This is a genomic window from Methanosarcina thermophila TM-1 (genome assembly GCF_000969885.1).
GTDB classification, from domain to species: domain Archaea; phylum Halobacteriota; class Methanosarcinia; order Methanosarcinales; family Methanosarcinaceae; genus Methanosarcina; species Methanosarcina thermophila.
This window is the reverse complement of sequence record NZ_CP009501.1, coordinates 1,279,571-1,297,931: the sequence shown is the minus strand read 5'-3', so window position 1 is coordinate 1,297,931 and position 18,361 is coordinate 1,279,571. Positions and strand designations below refer to the sequence as shown.

16 protein-coding genes are annotated in these 18,361 nt (G+C 40.8%); 8 read left to right on the top strand and 8 right to left on the bottom strand.

Translation table 11 applies throughout. The features are described from left to right. The first annotated feature begins 153 nt into the window (after positions 1 to 153). Positions 154 to 639: an Hsp20/alpha crystallin family protein gene (locus MSTHT_RS05520; RefSeq protein ID WP_048166913.1), complete on the top strand. Its 486-nt coding sequence runs from the start codon at positions 154 to 156 to the stop codon at positions 637 to 639. A gap of 610 nt (positions 640 to 1,249) precedes the next feature. On the opposite strand, the gene MSTHT_RS05515 is transcribed toward MSTHT_RS05520, so the two are convergent. After that, positions 1,250 to 1,858, bottom strand: a complete 609-nt coding sequence (locus tag MSTHT_RS05515; protein WP_048166912.1) for a TIGR00296 family protein — start codon at positions 1,856 to 1,858, stop codon at positions 1,250 to 1,252. 328 nt (positions 1,859 to 2,186) lie between these two features. After that, complete coding sequence (locus MSTHT_RS05510; RefSeq protein WP_048166911.1) at positions 2,187 to 3,425, bottom strand: phosphoglycerate kinase; 1,239 nt, start codon at positions 3,423 to 3,425, stop codon at positions 2,187 to 2,189. Positions 3,426 to 3,727: 302 nt separating this feature from the next. Between MSTHT_RS05510 and MSTHT_RS05505 the strand changes: the two genes are divergently transcribed. The 3 genes from MSTHT_RS05505 to MSTHT_RS05495 all read left to right on the top strand — a co-directional run bounded on the left by MSTHT_RS05505 (position 3,728) and on the right by MSTHT_RS05495 (position 5,353). After that, positions 3,728 to 4,273, top strand: a complete 546-nt coding sequence (locus tag MSTHT_RS05505) for a uracil-DNA glycosylase (RefSeq protein WP_048166910.1) — start codon at positions 3,728 to 3,730, stop codon at positions 4,271 to 4,273. A 401-nt stretch (positions 4,274 to 4,674) separates the two neighbouring features. Further along, a complete protein-coding gene (locus MSTHT_RS05500) occupies positions 4,675 to 4,971 on the top strand; it encodes an Hsp20/alpha crystallin family protein (protein ID WP_048166909.1) in 297 nt (98 codons plus the stop codon). 187 nt (positions 4,972 to 5,158) lie between these two features. Continuing rightward, positions 5,159 to 5,353, top strand: a complete 195-nt coding sequence (locus MSTHT_RS05495; RefSeq protein ID WP_048168412.1) for a 4Fe-4S dicluster domain-containing protein — start codon at positions 5,159 to 5,161, stop codon at positions 5,351 to 5,353. A 206-nt stretch (positions 5,354 to 5,559) separates the two neighbouring features. Here MSTHT_RS05495 and MSTHT_RS05490 read toward each other — a convergent pair whose 3' ends face one another. From MSTHT_RS05490 to pta, 3 genes are all read right to left on the bottom strand, one after another. Beyond that, positions 5,560 to 6,303, bottom strand: coding sequence for an acetate--CoA ligase family protein (locus MSTHT_RS05490; RefSeq protein WP_048166908.1), 744 nt, complete (start codon positions 6,301 to 6,303; stop codon positions 5,560 to 5,562). 433 nt (positions 6,304 to 6,736) lie between these two features. After that, positions 6,737 to 7,963 carry an acetate kinase gene (locus MSTHT_RS05485; RefSeq protein ID WP_048166907.1) on the bottom strand — a complete coding sequence of 409 codons (1,227 nt, stop codon included), beginning with the start codon at positions 7,961 to 7,963 and terminating at the stop codon, positions 6,737 to 6,739. A gap of 120 nt (positions 7,964 to 8,083) precedes the next feature. Next, positions 8,084 to 9,085, bottom strand: a complete 1,002-nt coding sequence (gene pta, locus MSTHT_RS05480; RefSeq protein ID WP_048166906.1) for a phosphate acetyltransferase — start codon at positions 9,083 to 9,085, stop codon at positions 8,084 to 8,086. 258 nt (positions 9,086 to 9,343) lie between these two features. Between pta and MSTHT_RS05475 the strand changes: the two genes are divergently transcribed. The 4 genes from MSTHT_RS05475 to MSTHT_RS05460 all read left to right on the top strand — a co-directional run bounded on the left by MSTHT_RS05475 (position 9,344) and on the right by MSTHT_RS05460 (position 16,697). After that, positions 9,344 to 9,910: a flavodoxin family protein gene (locus tag MSTHT_RS05475; protein WP_048166905.1), complete on the top strand. Its 567-nt coding sequence runs from the start codon at positions 9,344 to 9,346 to the stop codon at positions 9,908 to 9,910. A 316-nt stretch (positions 9,911 to 10,226) separates the two neighbouring features. After that, positions 10,227 to 10,649, top strand: a complete 423-nt coding sequence (locus MSTHT_RS05470; protein ID WP_048168411.1) for a RidA family protein — start codon at positions 10,227 to 10,229, stop codon at positions 10,647 to 10,649. A 270-nt stretch (positions 10,650 to 10,919) separates the two neighbouring features. Then, positions 10,920 to 14,300, top strand: a complete 3,381-nt coding sequence (locus MSTHT_RS05465; RefSeq protein WP_048166904.1) for a HEAT repeat domain-containing protein — start codon at positions 10,920 to 10,922, stop codon at positions 14,298 to 14,300. 201 nt (positions 14,301 to 14,501) lie between these two features. After that, positions 14,502 to 16,697 (top strand): NACHT domain-containing protein, encoded by a 2,196-nt coding sequence (locus MSTHT_RS05460; RefSeq protein ID WP_231588209.1) that lies wholly within the window; start codon positions 14,502 to 14,504, stop codon positions 16,695 to 16,697. 18 nt (positions 16,698 to 16,715) lie between these two features. Here the strand turns inward: MSTHT_RS05460 and MSTHT_RS05455 are convergent, their stop codons facing one another. The 3 genes from MSTHT_RS05455 to MSTHT_RS05445 form a co-directional block, all read right to left on the bottom strand. Further along, entirely contained in the window at positions 16,716 to 17,081 is a 366-nt protein-coding gene (locus tag MSTHT_RS05455) for a cupin domain-containing protein (RefSeq protein WP_048166903.1), read from the bottom strand. 218 nt (positions 17,082 to 17,299) lie between these two features. Then, entirely contained in the window at positions 17,300 to 17,653 is a 354-nt protein-coding gene (locus MSTHT_RS05450) for a TrmB family transcriptional regulator (protein ID WP_048166902.1), read from the bottom strand. 22 nt (positions 17,654 to 17,675) lie between these two features. Further along, on the bottom strand, positions 17,676 to 18,137 hold the full coding sequence (locus tag MSTHT_RS05445) for a MarR family winged helix-turn-helix transcriptional regulator (protein ID WP_048166901.1): 462 nt from the start codon (positions 18,135 to 18,137) through the stop codon (positions 17,676 to 17,678). Positions 18,138 to 18,361: the final 224 nt, after the last annotated feature.

Here is an 18,361-nt window from a genome sequence, read left to right as displayed (position 1 = left end):
TCACCATAAAACCAGACAAAAGCCAGGAAAAACGTGAGATACAAGCCTGAAATGAGGAGATCCTGAAATGAGAAAATCCTGAAATCAGGGTCTCTAAAATCATAAAGGCTTGAGATGAAAGAATCTTGGTATCGGATAAGGAGGACTCTGTATATGAGACTGCCAGTAAAGAGATCAGACCGTGATGTATATTACTGGGACCCATTTGATGAGATCAGAAACTGGAATCCATTTGAAGAAATCAGAAGAATGCATGATTATTTGGAACAGATGTTCAGGAATTTCCCTATGCTGGAAAGCCGGTTCGGGGCAGCAACTTTTTCCCCGCTGACTGATGTTGCCGAAGAAGATGATAAGGTAATTGTGACAACTGACCTGCCCGGAGTTGACAAGGAAAACGTTGAACTCGATCTCAGGGATAATGTTCTCGTAATCAGTGCAGGGAAAGGGAAAGAAGAGGAGACCGAAAAAGAAGGTTACCTGAGAAAAGAAAGGGCTTTCATGCGTTATTATCGTGAAATTCCCCTTCCAGACAATGTAACCGATGAAGGGGCAGTTGCTCAGCTCAAAAACGGGGTCTTAACCGTCACCCTGCCGAAAACAAAATCTGAAACCACAAAAAGGATTCAAATTGAGTAATTAGCCGTAAGATAGTCGTAAAAAGAATCCAAATTAGTAAAACGTCATCAAGTTGTGAAGTTCAGGAAGTCTGCAGGCAGATGCAGAAATCGGACCCTGGCTTAAAAAACAGTTTTTGAAAGCTTGCAGGCTTCCTGAAATAAAACTCAATTTTCCTCATTTTACCCTTTTTTACAAATTAAGCTCACTTTGCTTATGAATTCTAAAAAGTGAATTATTTTTATTTGCTTTCTCATTTGGAGTATATTGGGCTCTATAAGGAAGTCTCTCAAAATCAGCCCCAAAAGGCTAAACTAAGGTCTCTAAGGTAGCTCCAAAAGGCTAAAACTAAAGTTTTTAAGGTAAGTATTCACTTACTTCATACCCACGGAAAGCACGAGAAGTATGGAATAAAGGAAATAAGGGTACAATTGTCGGGAATTTTCCATGTTTTCCGTGGTTAACCTTCCATTGAGATTAGTGAAGAAACTTTGTCTTTTGAAAATAGGAAAAAATATATCAGGTCATTCAAGTGAATTAGATCATCGTTCATAAGATCTCTAGGGTCGTATATTGCCCTCCCTAATACGATTCCTAAGAGTCTCAAAAGTATTCAGAAGCCAGAAGTGCCTCATTCACCTGAATACCTTTCCTCAATAACCTCGCCCTGTGGTTCTTTTTCCTTGAAAATTTGTCCTTCGAAACAGGAAACCTCTGCTCCTTTAAGCCAGGCGTCAGGCGAAAGTCCAGCCTTCAGGCAGGTGTGACCAAGAAACTCGATGGCATCCATATTGTGTTCAGGAGCGACCTGGGGAAGCAGCAGTCCCTGACAATAACCCTGTTTTACAATCAGTCCATGCTTCCCTATTTCTACACGCTCAGGAAGCTCTTCCGGAGGAGCATTAATTTTTTCAGGTGGGGTAAGAATCGTTACCTCGACAACTATATTCTCAATTTCATCTTTTGCAACAGGCGGAAAGCGTGGATCACGAGTTGCCGCAGATATTGCAGAATCCATAATTGCGTCCCGAAGCGTGGAGTCCGGATAAGGGTGCCCTATACAACCTCTAAGAAGCCCATCTTCCGTAAGCGTTACAAAAACTCCCCTTTTTTCCTCGAAAACCGGCGAAAGCTCAAAATCCAGTTCCTGAGACTCTGGGAGCCTTCCTTCCGATAAAAATAATTCAATCGTTTTCCTTGCAAGTTTAACTGCAGCTCTACCTTCGATATCTGTTAGCATATTTGAACCAACACCTCAACTTTGCTCTCTTTATTCCGTGTAAACTTAACCAGCGCAAGTTTCTAAGTATTATCAGCATTGCCAGTATTAGCTGCAAATGCCAGCCATGTATCCTGTTATTATGGTATAAGTACGTGGAAGCTAGTATAACAGTATGTCTATTGGAGCTGGTTAAAGAATATATCCGGAACTTCAGGTTTCAGGAATAAAAAAGGAATAAAAGACAAGAAAAGTTTTTCTTAAAGGGATATTAAAAGATTCGGCAGAAGAATTCTGCCGAATAGATAAAACTTGCTGTTAATAACGCCGTTTCTCAGGAATCAGACAATTATAGTGTCTTAGCTTCCTGATATCTTTTGGCTGCAGCCTTTAGAGACTCGACACCAGGAAGTTTTACTCCCGAGAGATAATCAATCAATGCCCCTCCACCTGTGCTGATATGAGAGAAACGGTGTGCAAGCCCGAGATGTTCGACTTCTGCCGAGATATGTCCGCCGCCGATAATCGAAAATTCTGATTTGATGGCAGCTTTTATAATCTCATGCGTCCCAAGAGCAAAATCATCAACTTCGGAAATTCCTGCTGGCCCATTTAAGATAACAGTCTTTGCATTCTCAATCTCACTGGTATAATCTACAATGGTTTCAAGGCCAATATCGTTTATGGGAAGAGATTCTGAGTTAAGTTCCGAAACAGGTACTTCAACTCGCTTTTTATCATCATTCAAAGCCACGTCCTTGGGGAGACCGACTTTATCTTTGAATTTTGCAAGTATGTCTTTTGCTTTCTCAATCTGGTCTGCGTATCCCTGGGATTTGATAAAGTCCATATTGGCTTTCCCGATATCTACACCTGAAGCAGCAAGTGCTACATTTGCCACTACCCCTGTAAAGAGTACACGGTCAGCTCCCCCGCTTGAAAGCACATTTTCCGCCACTTGGAGAGAGTCATCAACTTTTGCTCCTCCGAGCACGAATATCGTTGGTTTTTCCCTTCCTTTAAGCCCTCGATCCAGAGCTGTGAGCTCTTTTTCCATAACTCTTCCAGCTCCGGTCGGGAGAACCTCAGTAAATCCGACTACGGAAAGATGAGACCTGTGGGACACAGCAAAAGCGTCATTGAGGAAAATATCCACAAAGGGTGCTAGCTTTTTAACCGGAAATGTATTCGCATGTTCTTTTGAGGTTCTTTCAAGGGTTTCTTCGGAATAGAACCTTACATTTTCAAGCAGGATAACTTCTCCATTTTCCATCGAAGCAATCCTGGTCTTCGCGTAAGTTCCAAAGATATCATCCACGTAAAGAACCTGCTTGCCCAGATATTTAGACATCAAATTGGCATGGGGCTTCATTGTAGTAAAGTCCTTTTTCCCGGGCCTGCTCTGGTGCGCAAGCAAAACAACCTTTGCGTCCTCAAGATCCTTCAAGGTAGTAATATGGCTTCGGATCCGCATATCATCCAGAATATTACCCTGTGGATCCATAGGAGAGTTCAGGTCAACCCTTACAAGAATTGTCTTTCCATATGTGTCAAAGTCATCGATTGTAAGAAAGTCTCTAGAAGTCATACCCTCAGCGCACCTTTGTGAATAAGATTTTATATATATTGAAGAATAAATTTAAAGATAAATTTTAAAGAATTTCTTTTCATTATATAGTGGTTATCTTTGTCATGGGATTTTTTTCCATAAATAAGTTTGTTTGTAGCCAGGTCTCATGAGATTGATTATAAATTTTGTGTAAATGCCAGTAGCAAAAAAGAGCTGTATAATTTAAGAATCTATCGAACTACAGGGTAAGTTATTATAGGGGGTAGAGCGGGACGACATATGAAAAAGATAATCGTAAAGATTTCGAAGAAAGAATAAGAATGATGGTGGAAGCTGGGTATGAGACTGTTGCAAGGGAGATAATCAAATGCACACGTTGCCCGCTCCATAAAAGTGCAATAAAACGGGTGATTGGAAAGGGATCGTGCCACCCGAAAGTTTTCTTCATAGGAGAAGCACCTGGTGACAGTGAAAACAAAACTGGAATACCATTCTATGGAAGGGCGGGAAAGCAACTCGACAAAATGATTGAATATATGGGACTTTCCGAAGAAGACTGGATGGTAACAAATACGGTCAAATGCCATCCCTCTGGGAATAGAAAGCCTAAAATTAATGAAATAGAATGCTGTAAACCATTCCTTCTTTCCCAGATAATCCTGCTTAACCCGAGAATTATAATTCTTCTTGGCAATACAGCCGAGAGATCTTTCTGCCCCGGAAGAAAACTCGAATGGGGAGTGCCTGTAGAACACGAAGGAAAAACCGTCTTGAAACTCTATCACCCTGCTGCTCTGATTTACACTCGCTCAAAGATAGAAACCCAGTATGCTTTTATCGACAGAAATCGTGAGTTATGGAGCTGAATGGTCTGGATGGCATCGCACCCTTCCAAAAAAGTGCTAGAAACTTACAAGACTGTGAATAACCGTTCGCAATCCCTTACTTAGAGAGTCTTGGAATCAAGTTTTGTTACCCTGGCTGCATTTCTCATCTTTACTCCCGGAGTTTGTGAATCATATATCGATTCATAAATTATAAATATCGAGATCCTTACTCTAATATTGGGGTCTGTGTGGCTGTCAGGGGTAATAATTCACAAAAACGGTCAGCGCATCTAAAATCGGAGTATCCGGTGTCGTTCGGGTATCATCCAGTACTGCAGTAAATGCCTGGAATGTAGATGCCTTAACGCCTGATACCAGATTCCCGAATATACTAGAATTAATTATTATTTACCGGGAGAAGATTCTTTGGGAGAGGTAGTATGGCAATGGTAAAAATGACGCCTGATGTATTTTCGTGTTCTGATGATAAGGGAAATTTGGAAATCCAAATCAATCTGCCGGGGGTAAAGAAAGAGGATATCGAATTAAAAATGGTTGCGGAAGGCTTTTTTATAAGAGCAAAAAGAGAAGAAACAGGAGTTGAATATGCAGGAACTTATGCATTCTGCTGTCCAGTTGTCCCTGAAAAGGCAGTCGCAAGATACTGTGAGGGGAAACTCATTGTTATAGTGCCTTACATGGAATCCTCTGAGGTTGTAAATGTTGAAATCCAGTAAGAGGCCGGAATAATAGATTGCTATATAGAGTAATAACAAATCGCTGTAGTATTATTAACGCTGCGGATTGGGTTTTTTAACCTGGAAAATGGGCAATGTGGTGAGAAATGGATAAGCTAGATGAAAAATGGATAAGATGTATGAGAAACGAATAAAGTAGATGGGAATGGATAAGGCGGAGGAAGAAATGCATCCAGTAATCGATTATAATAAATGTACCGGAGCTCTTGCCTGCTATGAGGTTTGTCCTGCAGAAGTTTTTGATATCGAAGAAATTGATCGAGTAAAGAGGGCAGTTGTAGCCCGCCCTGAAAACTGCATAGAGTGTGGATACTGCGTGGATGCTTGCCCGGAAGATGCTATTGAGCTTATTGAAGATTAAATTAAGAATAAAGTCTAGCTAAAATAAAATTTAACCAGAATTTAGCTAAAATAAAACTTAAACAGAATTGACTGGTAGAATACCGGAACTTTTAAGGCTTCCAGAATTGACTGGTAGAATACCGGGACTTTTAAGGCTTTCGGAGAACAAATCAGTTAAAGAATAAGGATTTTCTGGAGAAGAGGATTTTAAACCGCAGGCTCGATTCACCATTTCAATACCAGCCTCATATCCACAGCAAGAGCACCTTTTCCTTCTTCAAAAACCATCATGGGGTTGATCTCGAATTCCTCAATCTCCGGAAAGTCGCAAACAAACTCTGAAACCCTTAGAATTATATCAACAAGCGCATTAATATCCGAAGCTTTTGCCCCCCTGACTCCGGCAAGAAGCGGATAGGTTTTAATTCCAGTAATAAGATCTCGAGCTTCTCTTTCATCAACCGGGGCGATTGCAAACCTTACGTCCTTGAGGATTTCTACGTATATTCCTCCGAGCCCGAACATCAGCATGGGCCCGAAAGTAGGATCGTGCACCATTCCTAGAATTACCTCCCTTCCGCCTGAGAGCATTGGCTGCAACTGGACGCCTTCCAGGGACGCTTCCGGCATTTTCTTTGAGATGCTTTCCATCATATCATAGTAGGCAGCCTTGACTTCGGCAGAGTTATGAAGGGGAAGTCTTATTCCTCCAATATCGGATTTATGGGAGATCTGCGGAGATACGACCTTCATTACAAGGGGATAGCCTATATCTTCTGCAGCATTTACGGCTTCTTCAACAGTTTTTGCAAATCTGGTATTTACTACAGGAATGCCGTAAGCTTTCAGAATGTCAAAAGCTTCAATGCCAAGCATACGCCGATCTTCTGCCCGGGCAGCTTCAATAATCCTTGCTGCCGCGACCCTATCTGTCCCGGATATCCTGGGAACAATACTTGCCTGTTCCATAATTATACCATACCTTATGGACAGTTATTCTTTAAGAGTATTAATTTTTTGATAATATAGCAGTTCTAAAAAGCTGAAAGTTAACTTTCGAAAATGTGGGAAAACGCAGACGGACAGAAGAAAAGAGATTCGGAACAAAGGTATATAGGAACAAGGAATTAGGAACAAAATATCTGGAACAAAAATATCAGGAATAAAGATATTAGAACAGAAATATCAGGAACAAAAATATCAGGAATAAGGATATTAGAACAGAAATATCAGGAACAAAAATATCAGGAACAAAAATATCAGGAATAAAATATTAGGAACAAAGCTTAATTTAAAAGAAAATAATATTTAAAAATTTCAGCAGAAAGTATTGTTTTAACTTAAAAAAAGGAAAGGTAAAGGAGAAAAGGCTCCTTTACTTCAGACAGATACTGAACTGACTTCAGACAGGTATAGAGCTGCGCAGTTTAGCTTCGGTCTCAACAATTTCCTTTGTGTCCCTTGCAATGGTAAGCTCTTCATTGGTCGGGATAACAAAGACCCGGACTTTTGAATCTGGGGTGGAGATGTCGATTTCCTGTCCCCTTATCTTATTCTTTTCTTCGTCAATCTTTATTCCAAAGTTCTCAAGACCCGAAAGGATTCTCTTTCTGATGCTTGCACTGTTTTCTCCAATGCCTGCGGTGAAAACTATTGCATCGACGCCGTCGAGAACAGCTGTGTATTCACCAATAACTTTCTTAACCTTGTAGGCGAAGATTTCGAGGGCAAGATTTGCTCTTTCATTGCCTTTGGAGGCTGCTTCGTCAAGGTCTCTAAAGTCGTTGCTGACTCCTGAGATTCCGAGCACACCCGACTTCTTGTTCATAAGGGTGTCGATTTCTCTGGTAGAGAGGTTTTCTTTCTCCATTATGAAGGGGACGACTGCAGGGTCAATTGAACCACATCTGGTACCCATGCAAACTCCCTCGAGCGGAGTAAAGCCCATTGTTGTATCAACAGATTTTCCGCCTTTGACAGCTGTAATGCTTGAACCATTCCCGAGGTGACAGGTGATAATTTTAGTTTCCTCTGCGGGTTTTCCAAGCATAGCAATAGCTCTTCTAGAAACATACATATGGGAGGTTCCATGGAAACCGTATTTCCTGATCCCGTATTTTTCGTACAGTTCGTATGGCAGAGCATACATGTAGGCATATTTTGGTATTGTCATGTGGAATGCTGTGTCAAACACGGCAACCATTGGGACTCCAGGCATGAGTTCCTGACAGGCTTTGATACCCATCATGTTTGGAGGGTTGTGGAGAGGAGCCAGATCAAAACATTCCTCTATAGACTTCTCTACATCTTCGTCAATTAAAGCCGAAGAAGTAAATTTCTCGCCACCATGCACAACCCTGTGCCCTACAGCGTTAATCTCACTCATGTCCTTTATGACACCAAATTCCGGATCGGTAAGACTTTTGACAACCTCTTCCATAGCTACTTTGTGGTTGGGGAAGTCAGTAGTCTTTTCCAGTTTCTTGCCATCAAATCTCTTCTGGGTAATAATTGAGTCTGTAATACCTATCCTTTCACAGAGACCTACTGCAAGAGCTGATTCGGTGGTCATGTCAATTAATTGGTATTTGAGGGACGAGCTGCCCGCATTTATAACAAGTACTTTCATGTTCAAACCCCAGTTCATACATTGCTTCTATCTACATTAGGATTTTACGTTAGATAATATTATATATGAGAGTTAATAAAAAGCTTCCTAAATTGTTCGTAATTAATCAAACATTCATATTTATTTTTGCTGAGCTGCGGCCTGAACACAGGTAATTGCAACAGCGCCAACAATGTCTTCGTCGCTGCAACCTCTGGAGAGGTCATTAATAGGCTTGGCAAGTCCCTGGGTTATAGGGCCATAAGCCTCAGCCTTGGCAAGCCTATGGGCAATCTTATATGCGATGTTTCCGGCGTTAAGGTCAGGGAAAATAAGAACATTTGCCTTACCTGCGACAGGGCTTCCCGGTGCTTTTGAAGCTGCAACTTTGGGAACAATTGCTGCATCTACCTGAAGTTCACCATCGATTGCTATATCTGGGGCAAGTTCCTGTGCACGTTTTGTTGCAGCGACTGTTGCCTCAGTCAGCTTGCTGTGAGCGCTTCCCTTAGTGGAGTAAGAAAGCATTGCGACATATGGGGTGTCCTGAACCAGAAGCTCGAAGGTCTTTGCAGAGGTTACGGCAATGTGTGCCAGCTCTTCTACAGTTGGCATCTCTACCATGCCCGAGTCAGCGAAGAGGAACGTTCCATTGGATCCATATTCACAGTCAGGTACGGAAATAATGAAGAACGCAGATGCCAGAGCTGAATCTGGGGCGGTTTTAACGATCTGGACAGCAGGTCTAAGAGTGTCAGAAGAAGAGTGAACAGCACCTGATACGACACCGTCAACTTCGCCGAGTTTTGCCATCATAACAGCGAAGTAAACGTAGTCCTTCATAATTTCAGCTGCGCTGTCGAGGGTGACACCCTTGTGCTTTCTCAGCTCATAAAAGGTCTTAACATATTCGTCTTTTCTCTCATAAGTCTCGGGATCTACAATCCTTGCTTTTGAGAGGTCAAGATCTCCTGAGAGTTCTTTGATGTCCTTCTCCTTACCGATAAGGACAACATTTGCAATACCTCTTTCAAGGACCTTGGCAGCTGCTTGGAGGGTTCTTATATCTTCAGTTTCAGGTAAAGCGATTGTCTTGTTAAGTTTCTTTGCTCTTTCACTGATTTTTTCTAAAAATGTTACCAATCAACCAACCTCCTCTATAATTAGAGTAGTTTAAGTTAGCTGGGTCTTGATATATAAATTTACGTAAAAGGTATAGTGATATATATATATAAAAATAAAAAATATATATCTCAGACTGCCAGCAAATTTTTATGTACAACTCCTTTTCCCGAAATATATAACAATCTGGATTATTTTTATATCACGTACGCAATACTTAAGACAATATTACTGAATATAAATGATAAATTGATATAAAAGAATACCGGAATGATTTCAATGAAGATACTGGGAATTTCAGGTAGCCCACGAAAGGGCCAAAATTGTGAGAAAATGATCGAAGCCGTCCTTAAAGTTGCAAATGAAAGGGGCTTTGAGACCGACACTGTTTTTATCTCCAATTTAGAAGTCGCCCCCTGTAAAGCCTGTGGAGCCTGCAGAGAACAAGATTCCTGTATAATTGATGACGATATGGAAGAAGTTTATGAAAAAATGAGGAGTTCAGACGGCATAGTCGTAGCAGCTCCAGTGTATATGGGAAATTACCCTGCCCAGCTAAAAGCCCTTTTTGACCGTTCTGTTCTCCTCCGCCGTAAAGATATGGCGCTCAAGAATAAAGTCGGAGCAGCCCTTTCAGTCGGAGGCTCAAGGAATGGAGGGCAGGAAAAAACAATTCAATCAATTCATGACTGGATGCACATTCACGGGATGATAGTTGTTGGTGATAATGCCCACTTTGGAGGAATCACCTGGAACCCGGTAGAAGAGGACAACCTTGGAATGCAAACTGTGCTTGAGACCACAAAAAAATTATGTGATGTCCTTGAACTTATAGGAAAAAAATAAGGGGTTATGTATAAATAACTTTAAAAAGTTAATATATCTATTCAGATTTCAGCTCAAAAATCTGAAATTTACTTTTTCCATGAAAGGCGAAAATAAATCCTCGATGATCTACTCAATTTATAATGGAATTGGTTTCATCGAGGGGTAGGCAATAAATTCTCAAGCTTCTTATAAACCTTTGTTAATAGATGCCTGTAATCTCTTCCCTGAGAGTAGCTTTTTGCAGGATGCTGTACTATAATAATGGGACAATGTTATTCTCGACTCACTCAGAGCAGAAGGTCAAAGGAATTAGATAATGGGGAGGGGTTTAAGTATGAATAATTCTACTCAGGGACAGATCCAGTACATAAATCCAGATGGTTTGCCTAAAAACCCGGCATTCACTAATGTGATTGTTGTAACCGGTAAGGTAAAAACGATTTACATCGGGGGGCAAGATGCGGTTGATGCCTCCGGGAAAATTGTTGGAAAAGGCGATATTAGACAGCAGACTGAGCAAGTTTTAGCCAACCTGCAAACAGCACTGAAAGCTGCTGGCGCTAAACTGGAGCACATTATTAAGTGGAATGTGTATATTGTTCAGGGGCAACCTTTACAGCCGGGTTTTGAGGTATTCCAGCAGGTATGGGGTAACAGGCCCAATCCGCCTGCAATCACCTTTATGTTTGTGTCGGGACTGTCAAATCCTGATTTCCTTGTGGAAATGGACGCTATTGCTGTTGTGCCTCAGGAGTGATATAAAGGGGCATAAGGGGTAACAGATCGTGCTGATTGGCTGGTTCCGATGATTGAAGAATTTCTAAATGCGCCCATGCCAGATACTCAGTCTTTATAGATATATCATGCGTATTCTATCTCAGCTGTATTAAGCAACCTGTAAATCGGTTACTGACAACCTCGAGATGCTTCCGGATGCATACCGAATAAGAGTAAATATAAAGAGGGTCCCCTGACAAAAAGAATAGAACCGGGATAGGGAATGCCATTTATAAATTGTGGGGGCTTTATGTCTATATCTGTAACTGAAAGCGGCTTAAACGGAGACCTGGGAAAGTACCTCAAAAACATAATACTGGAAGATAAGGATAAAATCTGTAATTATGTAGAATTATCTGCCAGAGAGATATTACCAATTACCCGCAGGCTTTTCGAAGAAAAGGTCTCTCTTGCCTACGACTTTGAAATCTCACAAATTGTAGAAAAAGAGAAGCATCTGATAATTTACGGAGGTGCAGGTTCGGGAAAGACAATAACCCTCAAATGGCTGAGTACTGTCTATGCCAGGCAGTACCTCCTGAGAAAGGAAGGATTTGTCCCGATCTATGTCGCACTTGATTCCTACGTTAAGGGTTCTTTCTACAACTACTTAAAAAAGAAAGTAAAGGAAAAAGGCATTTCTGAGGCAGATTTTAAGAAATTGCTCGAAGGAAAAGCCCTGCTGCTGTTAGATGGGCTTGACCTGCTCACACTTTCGGATGAATTTTCACCTTTTGATGAGGTTTCTGATTTTATTTCCGAGTATGAAGACTGCAGATACGTTGTTGCTTCGAGACCCGAGCCTTTTGACAGTTTGAAAAGTACATTTGCACTGTCGGAGCTTGAAAAATTAACTGATGAGAAAATCAGGTTGTTTATAGCAAAGAATGTCCCCAATAAGAGACAGGCAAAGCTTTTGACAGCCAGGAGTTTGAGTGAGGTCCATTCGAAACCAGTCCTTCGAAACCCTCTGCTGCTTTATATCTGGATCAAACTCTCAACAGTACATATGGAAACAAAGGAAAAGGCTGTAGGCGCTCAATGCTTTACCCTTGAAGGTTCTGTTCCCTCGAACGATACGGAAATCTATCAGGCTTTCGTTTCTGAGCTTTTTGAGAATAGCAGGTTAAGAGAGGAGTTTTTCAAATCTCGAAACCAATTTCATCTAAAGATAAGTTCTGATAGAACGAATCATAAAAAAATTCCTCGTGGAAGAATAGATTCTCAGGAACTGAGTACTGGAAAAACAAACATCGAAAATTTCCTGATGAATCTGTCGTTTGAACTCCAGTGCAGGAACAGGATCTCATGTAAGTATAGCTACGCTCTTGAAGTGGCAGAAAGGTATATTGAGTGCGGCAGGTCTGGAAGAGCAAGAGCCAGAAAGCTTCTTCAATCCTGCATGGGGATCGGACTCCTTATAAGAAAGAGATCCGAAATAAGGTTCGGAATAAATCGATCTTTTCAAGAATATTTTGCGGCGTTAAAGCTGAAAGCGTGCCTTGAAAGCGGAATGGACATCTCAAAGACGTTCAGGAATCCGAGATGGGATAACGTAATAGTACTTACCTCGGAGTTAGTCGAGTCAGGAGATGAACTTGTAAACTCAATAATCTCAAGTGGAAACCTAGATTTAGCCTCAAAATGTACTTTGAGAGCCAGTGCTAAGACAAAAGAGAAACTGTGCGAGTTGCTTTCCAGGAAACTTGACAGTAAATACATCGGAGAGAAAGTAAGGGCGGTTCAAAGTCTGGGGAGGCTGGGTACCTGTGGAATCATAGCCAATTTAGGAGCTCTTGAAGATAAGGACATAGGGATAAAAAGAGAAACTGCAAAGGTGCTTGGGGAAACAAGGTCTGAGGCAGCGCTCGCTCCGCTTGAGGCTGCAATAAAAGATGAGGATTACTCTGTGCGTATAGAGGCTGTAAAGTCTCTTGGGATGATAGGTTCCGATAGAGCTATCGAACTGCTCAGGAGTATGTTTGAAGATAAGAACCGGACTGTCCGTCTGCAGGCTGTGGAAGCTTTGATGCAGATAGGATCAGAGAAGGCTCTGGAAATCCTTATTTCCGCACTTGGGGCTAATGATGATTTCGTCCGTATAGGGGCTGTAGGTGCGCTTGGCAGGACAAATTCCAGGAAAGCTGCAGAAGCTCTTATAAAAGCATTTAAGGAAGAAGACAAGCTTGTCCAGATGGGCGCTGCCGAGGCTCTTGGTCAGATGAGATCGGAAAAAGCGGTTGAATTGTTTATAAATGCCCTGAAGGATGAGGATGAATTTGTACGCTGGATCGCCACAAAAGCACTTGGAGAAATAAGATCAGATAAAATATCAGGCACATTTGTTGATATGCTTGGGGATAAAAGCCGCTTTGTCCGTCGGGAAGCCGCGAAGGGACTTGGCATGGTAGGGTCGGAAAGAGCCCTCGATCCCCTTGTGTCCGCGCTCTGGGACGAGGATGAGTTTGTAAGGAAGACAGCCGCAGAGTCCTTAGGGGAAATAGGGTCTGAAATGGCGGCTAAAACCCTGATAAATAAACTCCATGATGAGAGCCATTTAGTCCGACTGGAAGCTGCAAAAGCTCTGGGCGCAATGAAGGTCCGCAAAGCTATTGTTCCACTTCTTTTTGCATTGGGAGATGAAAACCGTTTTGTCAGGAAGGAAGCGGCAAACGCACTCGGGCAGTTTGAATCGCAGGAAGTCTTTGAACCGCTCATTCGGATTTTTAAGTCAGGGAATAATCTTACAAGGCAGGGGGCAGTAAGAGCTTTGGGCAAGATAAATCCTGACGGCATCCCTGACTGGATATCGGATAGAATCTTTGATTTCATTGATCATGCGATCAAAGACGAAGATAAGCTTGTGCGGAGGGAAGCCGCAAAAGCCCTGCAAAATCTGTCGGAAAGCAGGCTCAAAAGAGCTTTTGAGTCCCTGATCCGCGCCCTTGATAGTGGAGATGATGAAGTCAGGAGGCTTGCAGCCGAGTCACTGCCATTTTTTGATTGTGAGATGGCGGTTTCCCCGTTAATCAATGCACTCAAATCCAGAGATGCAACTGTACGCAGATTTGCAGCCGTAACCCTGGGTCGGATAAGGTCAAAAGAAGCCCTGCAGCCCCTTATAGAGGTTCTGGTTTTTGATGACAACGGCTCCGTAAAAGAGGAAGCTGCAAAATCCCTCGGAAAAATAAAATCCAAAAAAGCTGTAGAACCCCTTATTGACGCACTGATGGATAGAAACAATGAAGGAAGATCGGGAGCAGCCGAAGCTCTTGGCAGGATTAAAGCCTCAAATGCGGTGGATCAGCTTATTGCTGCTCTTGAGGATCCGGACGATTTTACCCGGCTGGCTGCCGCAAAAGCTCTCGGCAGGATAAAACCGAAAAGGTCTATCGAACCTCTTATAAATACCCTTTACGACTGGAACCGCTTTGTAAAAGCCGAAGCGGCAGGGGCTCTAAAAAGGATCTGTACTAAAGAGGATGAAGTGAAGTTGAAGGCTTTACTTGACTCAGAAAATGAATTCGTGGCAAACCTTGCTTTTGAGATCCTTGAGGGCATCGAGATGAATGAAATCTTAAAGACCCATTTGTGGGAGTGTCCAGAGGACACTTTTTTCAGTGGTAGCTGATAAAAAAATAAAATTTTTGTTTCTAAAAAGGATGCTTTTCTCACTTTTACTGCTTAAAGCCTGAAAAAAGGCATAAAAAGAAAATTAAAGGGAAAAATAAGGCAGAACAACCTTATTAGCTGTATCCTGATCGTTCTCGTCACGCTTGCCAGCGAGCGGCTTTTCCCGTTTTCCCGAATATAATAGAAAGAATTAATTTAGATGGTTTTAATAAGGAAGTTGATAGAGAAACTGAGAAGAAATTCTTTTGACAGCAGGGATACGATGGTTTTTTCAGAATTAGCTTTGGGCTATCTTGCTAACCTAATATATGATTCTTCCAAGAGAATCCCTGGAGAAATTTTTGATACATATTCGAAAGTATATTACAAGGCGATTGAAGAGTTTTCGAATAAGAAATGTAAATTAAATGGAATACAGATTGATACTTTTTTTCATCAGAAAAATGTGGAAAACGCAATCAGAGAATACCTGATGAACCCGGATAAACTTGATTGTTCAAATGTTTTAATTCAAGAGTTTTTTGAAGTATTCAGCGAGGAAGATTTCTCCCGTGAAGATGCAGATCTAATCCTAAATTCCTTTTTTGTGATAATAGACGCCGAAATAGAAAAAGAACCTGAACTTAGAGATTATCTTATACTCAACTTAGCAAAACGAACAGATAAAACAGTTCAAGAAATCTCTCAGACAGTTCAAGAAATAAAGGAAGTGGTAAATGAAAGTAAAGCTGATCAGAGTAGAAAAGAATTAGATGCAGACTTCGAAAAATCATTAGAAAAATACTTGAACAAAATATTAGACGAAGAAGGAAAAAACGGAATCAGTGATGTCTATACAGAACTTTCAGCCAGAGAGATTCTGCCAATAACTCTCAAATTTCGTGATAGAGAAAACAATAAACCACAAGAATTTGAAGTGCTTGAACTTGTTGAGAAAGAAGAGAAGCTTATTATTTCCGGGGAATCGGGTTCTGGAAAAACGACTACACTTAGATGGTTAAATTACATTCTTGCTAAAAGTTATCTTGAGGGAAAAAGCGAAAACGTTCCGCTGTACATTGAATTAAATTCTTACATCGCTGAAGAGCGGTTTATAAAGGAACCTTTTGACGCATACGTCACTATGAAAGCCAAAGGGAAAGGAATCTCAGAGGAAACTCTAAGAACGATATTAAAAGGGAAAGCAACTATTCTCCTCGACGGCTTTGACTTACTTTCACCTACTGATGAGTTTTATCCCCATGATAAGATCTCAAATTTCATCACCGATTACAACAATTGCAGATTTGTTATTTCTTCAAGACCAGGCTTTTTTGAGAGTATAAAAAGCAGTTTCAAAGTCTCGGAATTAGAAGAATTAACCGATGAGAAAATAGGGATATTCATAAATCGCCGCATTTCAAATAAAGAACTAGCAAATACTCTCAAAGACAAAATCTTTAAAAATCAACAGCTAAAATCCATACTCTCAAACCCGATGATGCTTTACATTGCCATCAAAGTTGCTATGGAGCAAAAAGACAAAGCTGGCGACTTATTACCTTCAAACCGCTCTAAGTTGTACGAAGCTTTTATTTCTACTCTTTTCAGTCATCAAGAAAAAAAAGGAAAATATCTCTGCGCAGACAGAACACAAATCGAGAACTCTCTGACTGACCTGTATTTTAAACTTCAGTGCAGGAATGAAGTTTCATGTAAATATTCTGAAGCTCTCAAATTTGTCAAGAGAAGCTCTGAAGATCCTTTATTCAGAAAAATCAGCCCGCAGGTAATTCTTGAAGATTGTTTCAAACTTGGGATACTTAATAGAAATGATAATTATGTATCATACGGAATTCACCAATCTTTTCAGGAATATTTTGCAGCTATAAAGCTAAAAGAGCTTTTTGAAAGTGGATTTGATGTATCAGAGGCTTTTAATCATCCAAAATGGGAAGAAGTTGTGATATTCGCCTCTGAAATGCTGGATTCAGATTCTATTGACGAATTTGTGGATTCGATGATTTCAAAAGATGAGCTTTTCCTGGCTTCAAAGTGTGTAAATAATGCAAGTGAAAAAACAAAGGAAAAACTGTGTGCGTTACTTGCCGATAAAATTGATTCCAGGTATAGACTGGATAAAATAAATTCTATCAAAAGTCTAGAAAGGATTGGAGTCACCGGGATAAGCATAGTTATTGAAGTCCTAGAAAATGAAGATTCAGATGTGCGGATGAGTGCGGCAGCAGCACTTGGAAAAATTTGTACTGTTAAACATAAAAAGCAGCTGGAAGACCTGCTGAAATCAGACAATGAATTTTCAGTTAATACCGCATTTGAAATCCTATATGATATCGAGAAAGAAGAGAGATCAAAAGTTGTCTTATTTAATGATGAAAAGTTTTTAAAAACCTGATTTTGTGACTTTATTCGCTCATTCCAGCAATTCCGTATCCTCATGTGAATAAGCCGGCGCACAGCAGCAGAGAATTTTCAGCGCTGTGTCTCCTGTATTTTGAATTCTATGCGGAGTGCCTGGAGAAATACAAATTGAATCTCCTTTTTTGACCTCAAATTCTTCAGAGCCGAGAGTCATTATTCCGCTGCCTTCCGTAACATGATAAATTTCTTCGGTCAGGCGGTGTTTATGAAGGAGAGTTTTTCCACCGACTGGCACGGTAGCTTCAGCAAGGCTCTGGCTGCAGTTGCCGTGGATAGAAGGATGCATGAGTTCACGAATAATTGAACCATCTTTTGTAATATAGGGCTGTATTTCTTCGTATACGGTTAGCAGTTTCATTTTAAATTACCAGAAGTTGCAGGTATATAATTCCTCATATAGCTCTTATTCTTCTTAAAGTATTTTCAAAGCAGGGGTGTGGATTCTTCTTCCTGCAAAAGTTTGTGAAACTCCAGACGACGTGGATTTTACAGAGCCCCCATACTCTAGGATTTTTCATTCCACTTCAAAAAGCAGACTCCAACTTTATAGCATCTGTCTTCCTGTTTTCTGTGAAATTAAGATCCTTTTTCCGATTTCCTGTGAAAATTAAGTTCTTTCTTCCGGTTTTCTGTGAAATTAAGTTCTTTTAAGGTCTCATTCAGGGAGAGGAGGAATTCATTTTTGAGCTTTTCGGTCAATTGCTCAGGGTCTATGCTTCTGAAAATGGCAGGAGTTCCTTCTATAACTTCCACGTACCCCTTTTTTACCATCCTTTCCAGCACAGAGTAAATCTTTGGCCTGGGCACATGAGTAAATTCATGAATTTCCCTTGCTGTAGCTTCATTCAAGCTCAGGAGTCCGACATAAACTTTTGCCTCATTCTCCGTAAACCCCAGTTTCTTTAACTTGTCTATAAGTTCGGTGCGCATTGAAGGCCTCCTCAAGATTCTTTTATTCAGGCAGCCTATCAAGCTTCTTGAGCATTGCAAGTATTGTCTTCAGGCTTTCCTGGTATGCAAGGATATCCTCTTCACCCAGCCTTCTGAGGATCTCGGAGGCTTTTTTTTCGAGTTCCTCCATAAACCATTCCCTGTAAGCTATCCCCTCTTCAGTAAGAGAAATAAGTGTTTTTCTTCTGTCCTCGGGATCTCCTTTCCTGTAGACAAGTCCCTCTTTTTCCAGGGCATCAATCATGCTTGTCAGGCTTCCTTTCTGAAGATCAAGGCACTTTCCCAGGGTTGTAGGCATTATATTATCTACTGCCCCGATAATCATGATAGCCCGGTTCTGGTTTTTATTCAGGTTATAAGGCCCGTTTCCAGTTTGGTGAAAGATTCTGGCAAAGTTTTTATGAAACAGATGAAACATCTCAAACTGCAGTTTTACTGCTTCTTTTATTTTTTTTTCTTTCATTGATATCCACAGCCAGAAGTTTTCTAATTCGGATGTTAAATTGAAAGAGTTTCTCAATAAGCCTTTAAATAGAACTTATAGTGAAAAATTATGCCTGTTTTTCAGCTCATCTTTCAAATTGATAGTTCATATTCTTACTGTTCGTTTATTTAATTGTTTGATTTCTTACTAATTCAATCTAAATTGTATTTATACTTTGTGATACAGGGTTCAATACTTCATAA